Genomic DNA, 15,094 nt, shown 5'->3' on the forward strand with positions numbered 1-15,094 from the left:
ACAGCATGTTAAAGAACTTTCTAGCAGATGACTCTATCGTAAACAAATCTACTAGAACAATCTATGAGTATATTTATCAGTATGGTCCGATTACACAAGCAAAGCTATGCGAAATGACGAAATTAAAGCGTTTGAAAGTAGCACGTATCTTAGATGAGTTACTCGAGGAACATTATATTGAAAAAGCCGGGTATGACAAACCATCAGGTGGTCGTCCTCCCCTTATTTATCAAGCGAATGCTCGAAGTGGATTTATTATTAGTGTGCATATAACACGAATAAGTACAAGAATCACTTTATTTGACCTTTTTCTAAATCCATTAAACGAAACAACTTTTTCAATGACAAAGAAACATACCCCAACCGTTGTTCTTACAAATATTAATGCGACAATTCAATCATTCATGGAAAACCATCACTTTACTTCTGATGAGTTATTAGGGGTAGGAATTGCTACAGTTGGTCCTTTAGATGGCGAAAAAGGGATCATCTTAAACCCTGAACATTTCTTAGCACCTGGTTGGGAAAACGTACCGATTATAGAGATGATAAAAGAAGTTCACCCGGTTAACGTCTTACTCGAAAATGCCACTAGCATGACCTCTTTAGGGGAATATAAATACTTACGCAATTCTCACAAAAACATTCTTCATTGCTTTAACGGTTGGGTATTTGTCTGTGGCATTATTACTGATGGTAAAATTGTTAAACCTGAATACGGTAATGCGACTAGTTATGGGCATATGGTCATTAACCCAACTGGAAAAGCATGTTCCTGTGGAAGTCGAGGCTGTGTTTCCACCTATTCAACATTACAGGCAATCCTAAACAATTTAAAAGAAAGTCACCCAAATCTGTATAACGACCTTAAAGATCATGAACAATTCATTTCAATCGAGAAAATCATTAAACGATTAGCGAATGAAAAACAAGCACAGGATGTTATAAAAGAATCTGCTTACTATTTTGGGATTGGTGTAGCAAATTTAATTAATATTTTTCAATCAAGTGTTGTCGTTTTAGGTGGCCCTTTGGTTCAGTGGATGCCTAATTACTATGAAGAAGCAATCCAAACAGCAAAACAATTTATTGCCTATAACAAAGAAGTTACGTTTAGCAAACAAAAAGATACATCTGCAGTCGAAGGCATTGCTGTCGCTGTTTTGCAATCTTTTATGAGTAGTGACCTTTCTGAAAATTCGATTTTATAAAAAAAGTTCTTGATAAAATAAAAATCGTCCTTTACAATGATCTCAAAGGGAATCAAAAACTCACTACTTTTTTTTACTCACTTTAGTTCAAAAACAACAAAAGGCAAGCGGAATTTTTTTTACTATCTTTAGTTCAAAAAGAACAAAAGGTAAAATGAAGCTTAATCTTGTTACACACCTTCTTAAGGTGAAGAATCTCGTATCGTTTGAAAGCGCTTTATAACATTTTTAGTATTTTTTTTTAAAAAAGTACTGCTAAATTAGCTAAACCATAGTTTAATAAAGTTTGGAGGAAAATGAGATGAAAATTAAATTTTTAGGTACTGGACTTCCTATCCCCAACGTTGATCGCGTCGGTCAAGGAATATTAATCAGTCACGAAGGACACAACGTTCTTTTCGATTGTGGCCCTGGAGTTAACAGAAGACTATTCGAAGCAAACATCAGTCATAAGGACATCAATCACCTTGTCTTTACTCACCTTCACTGGGATCACTTTGGTGACTATGATGCATTTGTTCAAACTGGATTTGTCACAGATCGCGAGACACCTATTAATGTATATGGACCAAACGGAACACAAGAAGTAACTGACTTACTCTTCAAAAAGGTCTATTATCGTGATCTTATCTACAGAAGAGGGATTCGTGGCCCAGGCGCTTGGAAAGAACCAAACGTTACAGAGGTATTTGGAGGTCATCAATTCACAATCGGACCGTTCAACATTAACGTATTTCGCGTCCACCATGGTGAGTATGTTGATTACTCATTAGCTTACCGAATTGAATGCGAAGGAAAGTCAGTTGTCATTTCAGGTGATACAGCCCCTGTTCTTGGCTTTGCTGACTTTGCGAAAGATTGTGATGTTCTCATCCATGAAGTTATGGCAGGAAAGCCACCTTCAAAGTTTTTACAAGAAGCAAGACCAGAATTAAACGCCGAGCAACTAGTAAATTTAATGGGACATTGTTCCCCAAGACAAGTAGGAGAAATTGCGCGTGAGGCAAACCCTAAAAAGCTTGCACTCATCCACCTAGCACCTAATTTGCCAAATGATCTAATTGACCAAGTCGCTGAGTATTATAAAGGTTCAATTGAAATTACACAAGACTTATCAGAGATCGATCTAGCAACAGATTTATCAGAATTAAAAGTTTAGTCTATTTATTCTAAAAGCAGGGGCCTCTAAGGCCTTTGCCTACCCTACTAACAGGAGGAATCAGAAAAATGAATCGAAAGCGCTTACGCAATTTTAGCATCTTTTTACTACTAACAGTCATGGCAGTGATCATTGCAGCATGTAACAGTGAACAGTCTGAATCGGGAGGCAATGGTTCTGAAGATGAATTGTCCGGCAGTGTTCCTGTTTATACTTCAGGTACCGGTGGCATTCTTTATATATTAAATGCTGGTATTAGCAACATCTTCAATACAAATGACTTAATGCCAGGAGTTCAATTGGTTACAGAAGCAACAAGTGGATCGACAGAAGTTATGACCTTAACATTAGAACGAGGAGCAAGTGGCCGTGCTGCACTAGGTGCCAACTCTGCACCTAGTGTGTACAAGCTATACGAAGGAACTGAGGAACACATTCCAGGAGAACATCCAAACATTCGTGGTATTGCGAATTTAGGTTATGCCGCTGTCCATGTTTTAGTTCGTGAAGATTCTTCGATTGAAACATTTGCTGACTTAGAAGGAAAACGTGTCGGTGCAAGCCCAGGTTCAGCTCCTGAGTTATTTTTAAAAGAATTGCTATCAGCTGGCTATGGTTTAGAGGAATCTGATTATAACATGTTGCCTTTAGGTTACCAAGAAGTACAAGACGGCCTTCAAAATAGAAGTATTGACGCTGGTATCGTTATGGGTTCAGTTCCTGCTCCACTTGTAAATGAAGCAGCTTCTATGACAGATGTACGCATCCTTACTGTTGAAGAAGACGTACAAGAAAAGTTCCTTGAAGTACACCCGTATTATAATTTCAGAACAGTAGATTCAGGTACGTATGCTGGTCAAGATACGGATGTAAACATTGGTTCACTTGACCTTCTTATGTTTACAGACAAAGATACATCTGAAGAGTTAGTTTATAACTATTTAAAATCAATTTTAGAGTATCAAGATCAGTTTACTGACCTGCATCCTTCTGCAAGTGCTATTAATGAAGAAACAATTAATGAAGGAATTCAAATCCCTCTCCACTCTGGAGCTGAAAAATATTATAAAGAAATAGGAATTCTAGATTAATCCTTTGTAATGTGACTGGTCTTATCTGAATTCATAGTATGTAATGGCGCAATTTTTGTCCATTACATACTATTCAATACACCTTAAGAGGGGTGGAAAACAATGAAAATGATTTTAGCTCGTACAATAAGTGTTTTAGCCATTGTAATGGGGTTATTCCACCTATATGCTGGAGGAATTCAACTATTTCCAGCCACTCAACAACGCGCCGTTCATATCGGTTTTGCTTTAGCACTTATTTTCCTACTTTATCCAGTAATACGAAAAAAGCCTGATGATGAAGAAAACAATATACCAAGTCCATTGACAAACTCTTTTACTCTTGCAATGAACATTGTACTAGCTTTGATGGGATTGTATATTGGAGCCTATATCTTCTTTAATTATTTAGATGTAGCAACTCGTTTGTTTGCTCCTTCGACTGCGACTGTTGTCATCGGAGCGATGCTCATTCTTTTAACATTAGAAGCTTCACGAAGAGTTATCGGCTGGTCATTGCCGATCATTGCTATCATCTTTTTACTCTATGCATTCTTAGGTGACCGTTTGCCACTAATGTTCTCTCACACCGGTTTTTCATTTGAGAGAATTATTACGCAAGTCGGCCTTAGTAATGAAGGAATACTCGGAACGCCACTCGGAGTATCAGCAACATACATTGTTTTATTTATTATGTTCGGGTCATTATTAGAACGCTCAGGCGCCGGGAAATTGTTCATTGAACTTGCGATGGCACTTGTAGGAAGGTTTAGAGGTGGAGCGGCCAAAGTATCTGTTACCGCGAGTGCTCTCTTTGGAACAATCAGTGGAAGCCAGGTTGCAAATGTGGCAACAACAGGAGTTTTAACAATTCCTCTTATGAAAAAAGGTGGTTATAAACCTGCCTATGCCGGAGGAGTTGAGGCTGTTGCCTCTACCGGGGGAATGTTTCTTCCACCTGTTATGGGGGCCGTTTCATTCTTAATTGCAGACTTCCTTCAAGTTGACTATATATATGTTGTCATGGCTGCGATCCTACCAGCCTTGCTTTACTTCTTTGCTGTTTTTATGATGGTAGACTTACGCGCAGCACAACTACCTAAGGACAGTGCTCAAGACTTAGAGGTACCTGATCTAAAGAAATCGCTAAAAGATAAAGGACACTTACTACTTCCGTTAGGTGTGCTTATCGTCTTATTGCTAGTTATTCAAGTTAGTCCACCACTTGCAGCATTTTGGTCGATTCTTTCGATTCCAGTTTTCAGCATGCTTCGCAAACATACAAGAATGGGCATTCGCCAAATTGTTGAAGCAGTTGAACAAGGGGTTAAATTATCTTTAGTGGTTGCAGCCGCAACAGCCTGTGCCGGTATCGTCATCGGCGTTGTAAATATGACAGGTATGGGGCTAAGATTCTCAGGGTTATTGATTGAATTGTCGGCAGGAAACTTATTCGTCTTATTAATTTTAACAATGCTTGCTTCTATCATCATGGGAATGGGACTACCTCCTGTAGCTGCCTACATTGTCTTAGCGATTCTAGCAGCTCCTGCAATGGTTCAGTTAGGTGTTTCTCCAATGGCTGCACATATGTTCATTTTCTATTACGGAACACTTTCAGCAATCACACCACCAGTCGCAATTGCTGCCTATGCTGCTAGTGGTATTGCAAGGTCCGATGCCATGAAGACAAGTCTATACGCTGTACGGTTAGCTGCTGTTGCCTTTTTAGTTCCATTTATGTTTGTGTACGGACCATCGCTTCTTATGGAAGGGTCGATCGTATCCATCATCACAACGGCTATTACAGCATTCATCGGCGTATTCGCGCTTGCCGTTGCACTAGAAGGCTATTTGAAACAACACATCTTAGCCATTTCGAGAGTCATTCTTTTTGTCGGAGCACTTTTATCCATGTTTGTCGGCTATGCAACCGATCTAATCGGGATCGCGCTGATTGCCGTCACCTTGCTCATTGAATTAAAAAGAAAAAACTCGGCTAAAGCTGAAAAAATCAGTGCTTAATCTATCATAAAAAATGCTTGGATACCAGTTATCCAAGCATTTTTTTATGACAATTTGGCACTACAATCAGCTTTTAGAAAGACTGATTCGCATACTTTGTTGTTTTTGGGCTTGCGTGTATTCACATGTTCGTTCCATTTCGCTCCAGTCAACTCGCACCCGCTAGGAGGTGCCGAGCCTCCTCGGCTGCGCCTGTGGGGTCTCGCCCCTACCTCTAAATCCCACAGGAGTCGAGTGACTTCCGCTTCATTTCACTACGAGTAAAAACTTTCTAATAGCAACAATCTTTACGATAACAGCCTTTAGAAATAAATAGATTTTATAATACACAAAGCAATAAATAAAAAGCCGTTGATGGCCCAATTTTCTCCATCAACGGCTTCTCTATTACCAGCGTCTTATTTCATTATAGAATGTATCACGTTCAATCGGTGTTCTGTTTGCACCTTTTACTAAGTGAATAAGTTCATCTCGAGTTAATCCAGCTGGACTCAATGCTCCTGCAGCATGGCTAATTCGTTCTTCAACGAGCGTACCATGCACATCGGATGCTCCAAATGATAAAGCAACCTGTGTTAATTGTGTTCCAATATTAATAAAGTACGCTTTAATATGATCAAAGTTATCTAGCATCAAACGACTAATCGCAAGTGTTTTTAAGTCCTCTACCGCTGCTGTTCTGCGTTTAATTCCTGCCTTCGTGCTCTTCGGTTGAACGGCAAGTGGAATAAACACATAAAACCCTTGTGTTTTATCTTGAATTTCTCTAAGCTGTAGCATGTGCTCAATGCGTTCTTCAATCGTTTCAATTGAACCGTAAAGCATCGTCGCATGAGTTCTCAATCCTAGGCTATGGGCAACTTGTTGAATTTCAAGCCACTGATCTGTTGTCGCCTTCCCAACGCCCATTTTCTTACGGTAACGTTCAGATAAGATCTCTGCACCACCACCGGTTAATGTATCCAATCCAGCATCCATTAACGTTTGTAGAACTTCTTTATAGCTTAAGCCACTTAGTCTAGAGAAGAATTCAATTTCAGCTGCTGTATGGGCTTTAATGGCTACATCCGGGTAATGCTTCTTCAATGTTCTAATACAGTCGACATAATACTCAAACGGAACATTTGGATTATGACCACCAGTAATATGAAATTCGCGAACATTCGGGTTGATGTTTTTCTCAACGTACTCAATCATTTCTTCAGGACTAGTGGTATAAGCACCTTCGTCCCCTTCCGTTTTCTTAAAATTACAAAAAGCACACTTCGCTTCACATACGTTTGTAAAATAAAGTGTCATATTTTGAATAAAATAAACTTGATTTTGGTTCTTTCTATAATTCACTTTATCTGCAAGTTGACCAATTGTTAACAAATCATCAGATTGATATAAGTAAATACCATCTTCTTTTGTAAGTCTCTGACCTGCTTCGACTTTATCTGCAATTTCCTTTAGTCTATTATCCGTACTTACTACTGTATTCAATCTATTTTCCTCCCGGTAGGTCTTTTTCAATCAAGTTAGATCGATTCTCCTATCATTATCAAGACTCTATAACTATAATAATAACGTCAATAAGGCCATCTTCATGCTATGCAGTCATGTAAATGGGACAACCCCCATATACTATAAAACTAACAATCTATCTACTACTTAAAAGGAAATACTACTTTTTTCCAAAACAAACAAAAGGTTAATAACTCATGTATGTAGTTAAGTTTAACTAATTTCCTAAAGTTATGCAACATCCCTGCCCAGTGTATTCCGTACAGTCAAACGTAACAAACACTCCCAAAAAATTGCTATACTATTGGTTATAACAAGCAAAAAATAGCTTTTCAAGTTAAAGGCAACACCCTGTCACACCTTAACGAGAAAGCCCTTTAAATCTAGGCGCTATACCTAAAGAGCTGCACAATCTTTTTCTTTTAAAACACAAAAACTGAAACTTTTGCCCATTATGAACAAAAGTATAGTAAACTATAATCAGATACAGAAATCTCGGAAGACGAAAAAGCATTTACCAACATTTACATTTTCCATTTGAGCAAACTCCATTGCTTGCAGATTAAGGAGGGTATTTTTTATGTTTAACAAAATGAACAATCAGCTTAGTATCGATTATAATCAACAGACATTAAAAAAAGATTTAATTGCTGGTTTAACAATTTTTGTCATGCTTGTCCCACAAGGAATGGCCTACGCAATGCTAGCTGGTGTTCCTCCGGTTATGGGATTATATGCATCAACGATTCCGTTAATCATCTATGCGTTGTTTGCTTCCTCTAAACACCTGTCTGTTGGTCCTGTTGCTATTACATCTTTGCTCGTTTTCTCCGGTGTCTCTGCTCATGCAGAACCTGGAACTTCTAATTTTGTTTCGCTCGTTCTCATCCTGGCCTTAATGGTAGGAGCTATCCAATTACTACTCGGCATCTTTAATATTGGATTTATTGTAAAATTTATACCTCATTCGGTCTTAAATGGGTATACATCAGCTGCCGCGATTGTCATTGGTCTTAGCCAATTAAATCATTTATTAGGGATTAATACTGGAAATTACTTGCAGGTTCATCTTTTGCTCATAGAAGCTGGCAGAAACATCGGAGGCATTCATTGGATTACCGTGTTGTTTGCTGCAGCCAGTATCGTTGCTCTACTCGTTCTAAGGAAGGTATCACCTAAATTACCTGGAGCGTTAGTCGTTGTGGTTGCATCGATTTTATTCGTTTACTTGCTTGGCCTCGATCAAACAGGGCTAGCGATTGTCGGGGATGTTCCACAAGGCTTTCCTTCATTTGAACTACCAGTGATAACACTTGAGATGATTACACTTTTATTTCCAATGGCACTGACAATTTCATTAATTGCCTTCATGGAATCGTTGGCCATTTCAAAAGCAATTGCTCGAAAAGAAAAGTATAAAATAAACCCCAATCGAGAACTGAAAGCTTTAGGGCTAGCAAATATCGTCGGCTCATTCTTTCAATCGTTCCCTGTAAACGGGAGCTTTTCTAGAACGGCCGTTAATCACCAATCAGGAGGAGCAACGCAAGTAACATCAATCATTACTGGTCTTTTCATTATGATTACCGTGCTCTTTTTCACTTCATTTTTCTACTATTTACCGAATGCTGTATTAGCTGCCATTATTGTCGTTGCTATTTACAAATTGGTTGATATAAAAGAAATGAAGCACTTATTCCAGGTAAAACCGTTTGAAGGTGGGATCTGGGTAGCAACTTTTTTTGTCACTTTACTAATTGGAATTCAATGGGGCATTATTATGGGGGCACTCTTCACGCTCTTACTTTATATTAAACAAAGTGCACAGCCGAATATTGTTGAAATTGGTTATGTAAGAGAAGACAGTGTGTTTCGAGATGTAAGCCGCTATCCAGAGGCAAAAACATCAGATGACCTACTCATCATTCGAATTGACGCGTCGCTTCACTTTGCCAATATTGCCTTTTTAGAAGAGAAAATAAAATCATTTCATCATAACAAGCCAAAAGCAAAATGGATCGTTCTCGAAATGTCAGGTGTAAACGATATTGATACCTTCTCCATTGATATGTTAGAAGAACTGATTGAAGATTACCAGAGACGAGGCGTTACCGTCTTGTTTATGAATATGAAAGGATCAATAAGGGATACCGTCGCCAAAGTAGGATGGGATCAAAAGTATCAAGAGCAAATGAATCGTTCATCTGTAGAAAAACTGCTTAAAGAGAAAATCATCGTTCCGATTTACACGTTAGATTATTATATATAAGAGTCAGGAGAAAAAGGTACGGTTTTTACCTTTTTCTCCTGACTCTAAGCCATGTGTGGAGCCGCCGTATTCTTTTAAGTTTTTTGAACGAACTTCTCAAAAAGCGCACGGCGTGTGGAGCCATGGCCTTCCTGCCCACCAATAAACAGCATAGATAAAAGTAACAGCTCAATTTTGGGGGCAAGTTACATAACAGGGTATCTTACATTCATAGCATACAAAACGCACAGAATAAAAAAATTCTGTGCGTTTTCACTCTTATTTGAATTTAATTAACGCTCACCTTTAGTACACTATTTCAAGTAGATTCTTTGTTCAATAAAACACTAAATCAAGAATAAAATACTCCATATTATAAACAATAAACACGGATATGATTAATAGAATAAGACTCGTTATATACTGTTTAGAATTCTTGAGGTATCTCCACTCCAAAATAGACTGAAACCCAACTAAAACAATCAATAAAAAAATCCAATACCACTTCATATAGCCGAATAAAGTATCATTCATATGAAAAAAAGGCAGTATACATAAAAAAAGAATTAAAATAATACCTCTTCCCCAACGATCTACCTTTTTACCAGCAGTATCCGTAATCTTTTTCTTTTTTACACCAAGTAATTTATTTATCCCTTTTTCTAACAGTAATATGAAAATTGCAAGAAGAAAAATAATGAGTAAAACCCTTGGAAGTATGAGAAACATACGTACATTCCCCCTTTTCTACCCTCACCATACCATAAACTCCCAATTAGGAGATACCCTACGCTCATTGCTTAAAAAGAAACAGCCAAAGGTAAAAAGCGACCTTTTTATTCGAAGAAGTGGCAATGGCTTCTCGCGTTGCGCGCCTTTTATGGGAAACCCACCCATAAAAGGCTTAAAAGATTGCAACGGTTTCGCTCATTGCTTAAAAAGAAACAGCCAAAGGTAAAAAGCGACCTTTTATTCGAAGAAGCTCGGCAATGGCTTCTCGCGTTGCACGCCTTTTATGGGGAAACCACCCATAAATGGCTTAAAACATTGCAACGGTTTCGCTCATTGCTTAAAAAGAAACAGCCAAAGGTAAAAAGCGACCTTTGGCTGTTTCTTTTTAGTTCATTACTTTTTGGTTGATTGCTTGCATGGCTGTGATTAGTGATAGTTTATAGACATCATCTACGTTACATCCACGTGATAGATCATTTACTGGTCTATTTAGTCCTTGTAAGATAGGTCCAATTGCATCGTAGCCACCTAGACGTTGAGCAATTTTGTATCCTAAGTTCCCTGATTCAAGGCTTGGGAAAATAAAGACGTTTGCTTGGCCTTGAAGAGGTGAGTCTGGGGCTTTCTTTTGTGCTACAGCCGGTACAAATGCTGCATCGAATTGGAATTCTCCATCAATTACTAAGTCAGGTCTAGCTTCTTGAGCCATTTTTGTTGCTTCTGAAACTTTTTTCGTTTCAATTGAAGAAGCAGAACCTTTTGTAGAGAAGCTTAGCATCGCTACTTTGGGATCAATGCCAAACACCTTTGCCGTTTCAGCTGTTGCAATTGCAATTTCTGCTAGTTCCTCATTGTTGGGCGCAATGTTAATCGCACAATCACCAAAGACGAACTTTTTGTCTTCTTTCACCATCACAAACACACCTGAAGTACGCTTAATTCCTGGTTGTGTTTTAATAATTTGTAATGCAGGTCGTACCGTGTCACCCGTTGAATGGGCCGCGCCACTCACTAAGCCGTCTGCTTTATCCATATATACAAGCATTGTTCCAAAGTAGTTTACGTTTAGCAATAGTTCGCGTGCTGATTCCTCAGTTTCTTTCCCTTTACGACGTTCAACAAATGATGCAACCATTTCATCAAAACCAGCATAATTTTGAGGGTCAATAATTTCTACGTTACCTAACTCAACTTGATGCTCAGCTGCTTTTCTGCTTAATTCCGTTTCATTTCCGATAAGAATTGGCTTAACGACGTCATCTTTTGCTAATCGGGCAGCAGCTTCTAGTACACGCTCATCTGTACCTTCTGGTAAGACAATCGTTGGTTTATGTTGTTTGACTTGATCTTTAATTTCTTGAAAAAGATTACTCACTATTGGTTCCCCCTATTTCTAGCGTTCAGTTCTATATATGTTAAGGATACCCCTTCTGCATGCAAAAAGAAACCATATCTGTCAAGTTCACTAAAGTGTTAATTTTTCTAAAAATTATAATGTTTTCGCTTACATACTATCTACATTAAGCTTTTTCGTATAACATCATATTTATTATGACCTCATCTTTAGTGTTTATGTACTTCCGAACATATTCAAAAAGGGAAGGTCGCCTTTTTTGGCGCTGGTGTCTTGCGGTGGCTTCTCTCGGGGCGCGTCTCTGTGAGAAAGGCGCTCACAGAGACTTTAAGTTCTTGCCCCGGCTTCGCTCATCGCTTATTCAAAAGATATTCAAAAAGGGAAGGTCGCCCTTTTTGAATATCTTTTGAATCTTATGGTATAGTATTTTTGATACATAGTTATTGTTAATGCGATTGATTATGATTAAAGGAGTGTTTTGAATGAGTGAAGCTGCAGTTACTTTAGATGGTTGGTATTGTTTACATGATTTCCGTACAATTAATTGGCCTGCTTGGAAAACGATCTCAACGGAAGAGCGCGAGCAAATTTTATCGGAATTCCATTCGATGATTGATAAATGGGAACAAACCGAAGCAAGTGAGCAAGGGAGTCATGCGATTTATTCCATCGTTGGGCAAAAAGCTGACTTCATGTTGATGATTCTTCGTCCTACAATGGAGGAATTAAATGAAATCGAGACTGTTTTTAATAAGTCACGTCTTGCTGAGTATACAATCCCAACTTATTCTTACGTATCAGTTGTTGAGCTAAGTAACTACATGGCTGGTGACAGCGATGAGGATCCTTATCAGAATGAACATGTTCGTTCTCGCCTTTATCCTACATTGCCAAAAGCAAATCATGTATGCTTCTACCCGATGGACAAGCGTCGTGAAGGTGACGATAACTGGTATATGCTTCCAATGGAAGACCGTCGCTCACTTATGCGTAGCCATGGCATGATCGGACGCAGCTATGCTGGGAAAGTAAAGCAAGTTATTACTGGGTCTGTCGGTTTTGATGATTGGGAATGGGGCGTTACATTATTTGCCGATGACGTTCTGCAATTTAAGAAGCTTGTTTATGAAATGCGCTTTGATGAAGTTTCCGCTCGTTACGGTGAATTCGGATCATTCTATGTTGGAAACATTTTAAATCCTAGTCACCTATCTAAATACTTTCACATATAACATTACATAACCACATCTTCACTATAAGTGAGGGTGTGGTTTTTATTATAAACGAGCAAAGTGGTTGCCTTTTTTGGGAGGCGTCCCTTTGCTTTTTAAAAGACATTCAAAGTTGTTTTTTTAAAAGAAAAGTCAGTTTTACTTCACAGGCTAGAGAAAAAAACGTATGCATACGCCCCTGTTTACGTTCATATAGTGGAGTAACTGCACCGTCTACGGCAAATCATCCTTTTTTTATTGTGGATGCAGTTTCGTTTATTTCTCTTACTTAACAACATGAATGTCAACTTTGATTGGAGGTGAACGGATGGCTGTTATTAAGGCTAATTCCAGCGACATCGATATGCTTGCTAGATTGATGCGAGCGGAGGCTGAAGGCGAAGGCGAATTAGGGATGCTGATGGCAGGAAACGTGATGGTTAACAGAACGAGGGTCCGTTGTCTAGATTTCGGAAACGTGAATTCGATTCCTGATATGGCGTTCCAATCTCCAGGTGGGTTTGAAGCTGTACAGAAGAGTTATTTTTATCAGCGGGCTCGTGAGAAAGATCGGCGCCTCGCACGTCGTGTAGTCAATGGCGAGAGGTTCCATCCGGCTGAGTTCTCTTTATGGTTTTTCCGACCTGAAGGAGCATGCCCTGCACAATGGTGGGGTCAATGGAACTCAGGCAGATTCAAGTTACATTGCTTCTACAACCCACTTCAGTCTGAGTGTGCAGAAGTATTTGGAACGTATTAATTAACTAAAAAAGGGGCGATCAATGTGCATCAACAACAACCGTGGTACCCACAAGACCAATCGACAACTGGATTTGGGCAGCAGCATCAGCAGGCTCATCCACAACATCATCAGGCATTTCCTCAACATCAGGCACCAACTCACCAACCGGGGCAAATGCCATTTCCAGGCCAGCAGCCTTTCCCACAATTTCAGCAGCCGTTACAGGTGCCACCAATGCCACCACATCAGCCATTTCTACCTACGGCTCCTGGAACGGACCCTGGGATGCTGCCACTAGAACAATCTTTTATCGAAAATATCCTTAGGTTGAACCGCGGAAAAATCGGCACATTTTATTTTACTTATGAAAATAATCCCGAATGGAATGCTCGGGTCTACAGAGGAATGGTAGAAGAAGCCGGTCGTGACCATATTATTTTAAGTGACCCAGAAACAGGTCAGTTTTTCTTACTTCTTATGGTTAACTTTGATTTTGCTGTTTTCGATGAAGAACTCGAGTATGACTATCCTTTTGGTCAACCGTTAGCTACTTATTCACCACGACCTGACAATTCATAACGAACAGAAAGGGGTGACTACAAAGTCACCCCTTTCTCTTTATCTACAGCCCTCTCACAACAGCAATCCCTAGCAATATCCATCCAATAATAAATGCCACTCCTCCAATCGGTGTAACCGCACCAAGCTTTGTCACACCTGTTAAAGCCATAGCATACAAACTCCCAGAGAAAAGAACAATTCCAATTAAAAAGCTCCAACCAGCACCGTTCAAGCCTGGTAAAGGGTACTTTAATGCAATTATGCCAACAGCTATGATAGCTAATCCATGAATCATATGATACTGCACACCTGTTTGATAATTTTTCATCATACGTTCTGTTAACCTAGGCTCCAACCCATGTGCACCAAAAGCACCAATCATGACAGAAAGAGCCATTGCAATGCTGCCTATTAATATGAATATCTTCGCCAACTCATCCAACTCCTTTTAGCGTTCATAGAAGACCTTATTTCACAAAAAATTTCTACTGCTCATGTTTGATCTTACCATATATGGTTAATCGCATACACTTAGCTCTTTGACAAATCTCAAAAGCGCAACACGTGAAATATCAAAGCCAATTGTTTAAAATTATAAAAAAGGGAGGGTCTAAAAAATGAGTTCTGTAAATGTTCGTCGCTACACGCTAAATGATTATGAGCAACTGTTGGACATAGAAAAGGAAGCCTTTCCACCTCCATTTCCTGAGGAATTATGGTGGTCACGTGATCAAATTGCCTCTCATGTAAATACATTTCCTGAGGGTGGTATAATCGCTGAAATTAACGGTATTGCTGTTGGTTCAGCTACTTCATTACTCATTCGCTATGACGGCAAACCACACACATGGGATGAAGTTGCAGACCATGGTTTTATTCGGAAAAGTCATAACAATAATGGTGATAGCTTGTACGGCATTAACCTTTGCGTAAGACCGAGCTACCGAGGAAAAGGGATCGCCGGAGCTCTTTATGAAGCACGCAAAGAGACCGTTAGACAACTAGGGTTAAAACGTTTTGTGGCCGGCTGCCGTATCCCTAATTATCATCAATATGCTGATCAACTTGACGTTGAATCTTATGTAAAATCAGTAGAAGCAGGAACAATAAAAGACCTTGTCCTAAGCTTCATGCTAAAACAAGGCCTAACACCACTGCAAATATTACCGAATTATTTAGAAGACGACGAGTCGCTCAACTATGCTGTTCTTGTCGAATGGCAGAATGACCAACTTGCTTAGAGTCACAGGAAAAAGGCAAGAGCGGCCTTTTTCC

At 39.2% G+C, this 15,094-nt stretch carries 13 protein-coding genes; 9 read left to right on the forward strand and 4 right to left on the reverse strand.

What is annotated here, in order from left to right; all coding sequences use genetic code 11:
• Positions 1-5: 5 nt before the first annotated feature.
• The 4 genes from AC1FXZ_RS15925 (at position 6) to AC1FXZ_RS15940 (ending at position 5,465) form a co-directional block, all read left to right on the forward strand.
• Positions 6-1,211, forward strand: coding sequence for an ROK family protein (locus AC1FXZ_RS15925; protein WP_480055409.1), 1,206 nt, complete (start codon positions 6-8; stop codon positions 1,209-1,211).
• Positions 1,212-1,512: 301 nt separating this feature from the next.
• On the forward strand, positions 1,513-2,370 hold the full coding sequence (locus tag AC1FXZ_RS15930; RefSeq protein ID WP_480055411.1) for an MBL fold metallo-hydrolase: 858 nt from the start codon (positions 1,513-1,515) through the stop codon (positions 2,368-2,370).
• 68 nt (positions 2,371-2,438) lie between these two features.
• A complete protein-coding gene (locus AC1FXZ_RS15935; protein WP_480055413.1) occupies positions 2,439-3,461 on the forward strand; it encodes a TAXI family TRAP transporter solute-binding subunit in 1,023 nt (340 codons plus the stop codon).
• A 102-nt stretch (positions 3,462-3,563) separates the two neighbouring features.
• Complete coding sequence (locus AC1FXZ_RS15940; protein WP_480055415.1) at positions 3,564-5,465, forward strand: TRAP transporter permease; 1,902 nt, start codon at positions 3,564-3,566, stop codon at positions 5,463-5,465.
• 387 nt (positions 5,466-5,852) lie between these two features.
• Here the strand turns inward: AC1FXZ_RS15940 and mqnE are convergent, their stop codons facing one another.
• On the reverse strand, positions 5,853-6,950 hold the full coding sequence (gene mqnE / locus AC1FXZ_RS15945) for an aminofutalosine synthase MqnE (RefSeq protein WP_480055417.1): 1,098 nt from the start codon (positions 6,948-6,950) through the stop codon (positions 5,853-5,855).
• Between the two features lie 601 nt (positions 6,951-7,551).
• Here mqnE and AC1FXZ_RS15950 point away from each other — a divergent pair.
• Entirely contained in the window at positions 7,552-9,240 is a 1,689-nt protein-coding gene (locus tag AC1FXZ_RS15950) for a SulP family inorganic anion transporter (RefSeq protein WP_480055419.1), read from the forward strand.
• A 315-nt stretch (positions 9,241-9,555) separates the two neighbouring features.
• Here AC1FXZ_RS15950 and AC1FXZ_RS15955 read toward each other — a convergent pair whose 3' ends face one another.
• Together AC1FXZ_RS15955 and pta are read right to left on the reverse strand one after the other, a co-directional pair.
• Positions 9,556-9,948 carry a DUF4181 domain-containing protein gene (locus AC1FXZ_RS15955; RefSeq protein WP_480055421.1) on the reverse strand — a complete coding sequence of 131 codons (393 nt, stop codon included), beginning with the start codon at positions 9,946-9,948 and terminating at the stop codon, positions 9,556-9,558.
• A gap of 388 nt (positions 9,949-10,336) precedes the next feature.
• A complete protein-coding gene (gene pta, locus AC1FXZ_RS15960; protein ID WP_480055423.1) occupies positions 10,337-11,326 on the reverse strand; it encodes a phosphate acetyltransferase in 990 nt (329 codons plus the stop codon).
• Positions 11,327-11,787: 461 nt separating this feature from the next.
• Here pta and hemQ point away from each other — a divergent pair, with 461 nt between their 5' ends.
• The 3 genes from hemQ (at position 11,788) to gerQ (ending at position 13,837) form a co-directional block, all read left to right on the forward strand.
• Positions 11,788-12,537, forward strand: a complete 750-nt coding sequence (gene hemQ, locus AC1FXZ_RS15965) for a hydrogen peroxide-dependent heme synthase (protein WP_480055425.1) — start codon at positions 11,788-11,790, stop codon at positions 12,535-12,537.
• 307 nt (positions 12,538-12,844) lie between these two features.
• Positions 12,845-13,276 carry a cell wall hydrolase gene (locus tag AC1FXZ_RS15970; RefSeq protein WP_480055427.1) on the forward strand — a complete coding sequence of 144 codons (432 nt, stop codon included), beginning with the start codon at positions 12,845-12,847 and terminating at the stop codon, positions 13,274-13,276.
• 24 nt (positions 13,277-13,300) lie between these two features.
• Positions 13,301-13,837, forward strand: a complete 537-nt coding sequence (gene gerQ, locus AC1FXZ_RS15975; protein ID WP_480055429.1) for a spore coat protein GerQ — start codon at positions 13,301-13,303, stop codon at positions 13,835-13,837.
• A gap of 43 nt (positions 13,838-13,880) precedes the next feature.
• On the opposite strand, the gene AC1FXZ_RS15980 is transcribed toward gerQ, so the two are convergent.
• Positions 13,881-14,252 (reverse strand): DUF423 domain-containing protein, encoded by a 372-nt coding sequence (locus AC1FXZ_RS15980; protein WP_480055431.1) that lies wholly within the window; start codon positions 14,250-14,252, stop codon positions 13,881-13,883.
• A gap of 184 nt (positions 14,253-14,436) precedes the next feature.
• On the opposite strand from AC1FXZ_RS15980, the gene AC1FXZ_RS15985 reads away from it, so the two are divergent.
• On the forward strand, positions 14,437-15,060 hold the full coding sequence (locus tag AC1FXZ_RS15985; RefSeq protein WP_480055433.1) for a GNAT family N-acetyltransferase: 624 nt from the start codon (positions 14,437-14,439) through the stop codon (positions 15,058-15,060).
• The last annotated feature ends 34 nt before the right edge of the window (positions 15,061-15,094 follow it).

It is taken from the genome of Halalkalibacter sp. HAAS-P014, from assembly GCF_056619965.1.

Coding starts and splice junctions, on each gene's coding strand:
- AC1FXZ_RS15925 (WP_480055409.1), top strand. CDS start 6: ATGTTAAAGAACTTTCTAGCAGATGACTCTATCGTAAACAAATCTACT.
- AC1FXZ_RS15930 (WP_480055411.1), top strand. CDS start 1,513: ATGAAAATTAAATTTTTAGGTACTGGACTTCCTATCCCCAACGTTGAT.
- AC1FXZ_RS15935 (WP_480055413.1), top strand. CDS start 2,439: ATGAATCGAAAGCGCTTACGCAATTTTAGCATCTTTTTACTACTAACA.
- AC1FXZ_RS15940 (WP_480055415.1), top strand. CDS start 3,564: ATGAAAATGATTTTAGCTCGTACAATAAGTGTTTTAGCCATTGTAATG.
- AC1FXZ_RS15950 (WP_480055419.1), top strand. CDS start 7,552: ATGTTTAACAAAATGAACAATCAGCTTAGTATCGATTATAATCAACAG.
- AC1FXZ_RS15955 (WP_480055421.1), bottom strand. CDS start 9,948: ATGTTTCTCATACTTCCAAGGGTTTTACTCATTATTTTTCTTCTTGCA.
- hemQ (WP_480055425.1), top strand. CDS start 11,788: ATGAGTGAAGCTGCAGTTACTTTAGATGGTTGGTATTGTTTACATGAT.
- AC1FXZ_RS15970 (WP_480055427.1), top strand. CDS start 12,845: ATGGCTGTTATTAAGGCTAATTCCAGCGACATCGATATGCTTGCTAGA.
- AC1FXZ_RS15985 (WP_480055433.1), top strand. CDS start 14,437: ATGAGTTCTGTAAATGTTCGTCGCTACACGCTAAATGATTATGAGCAA.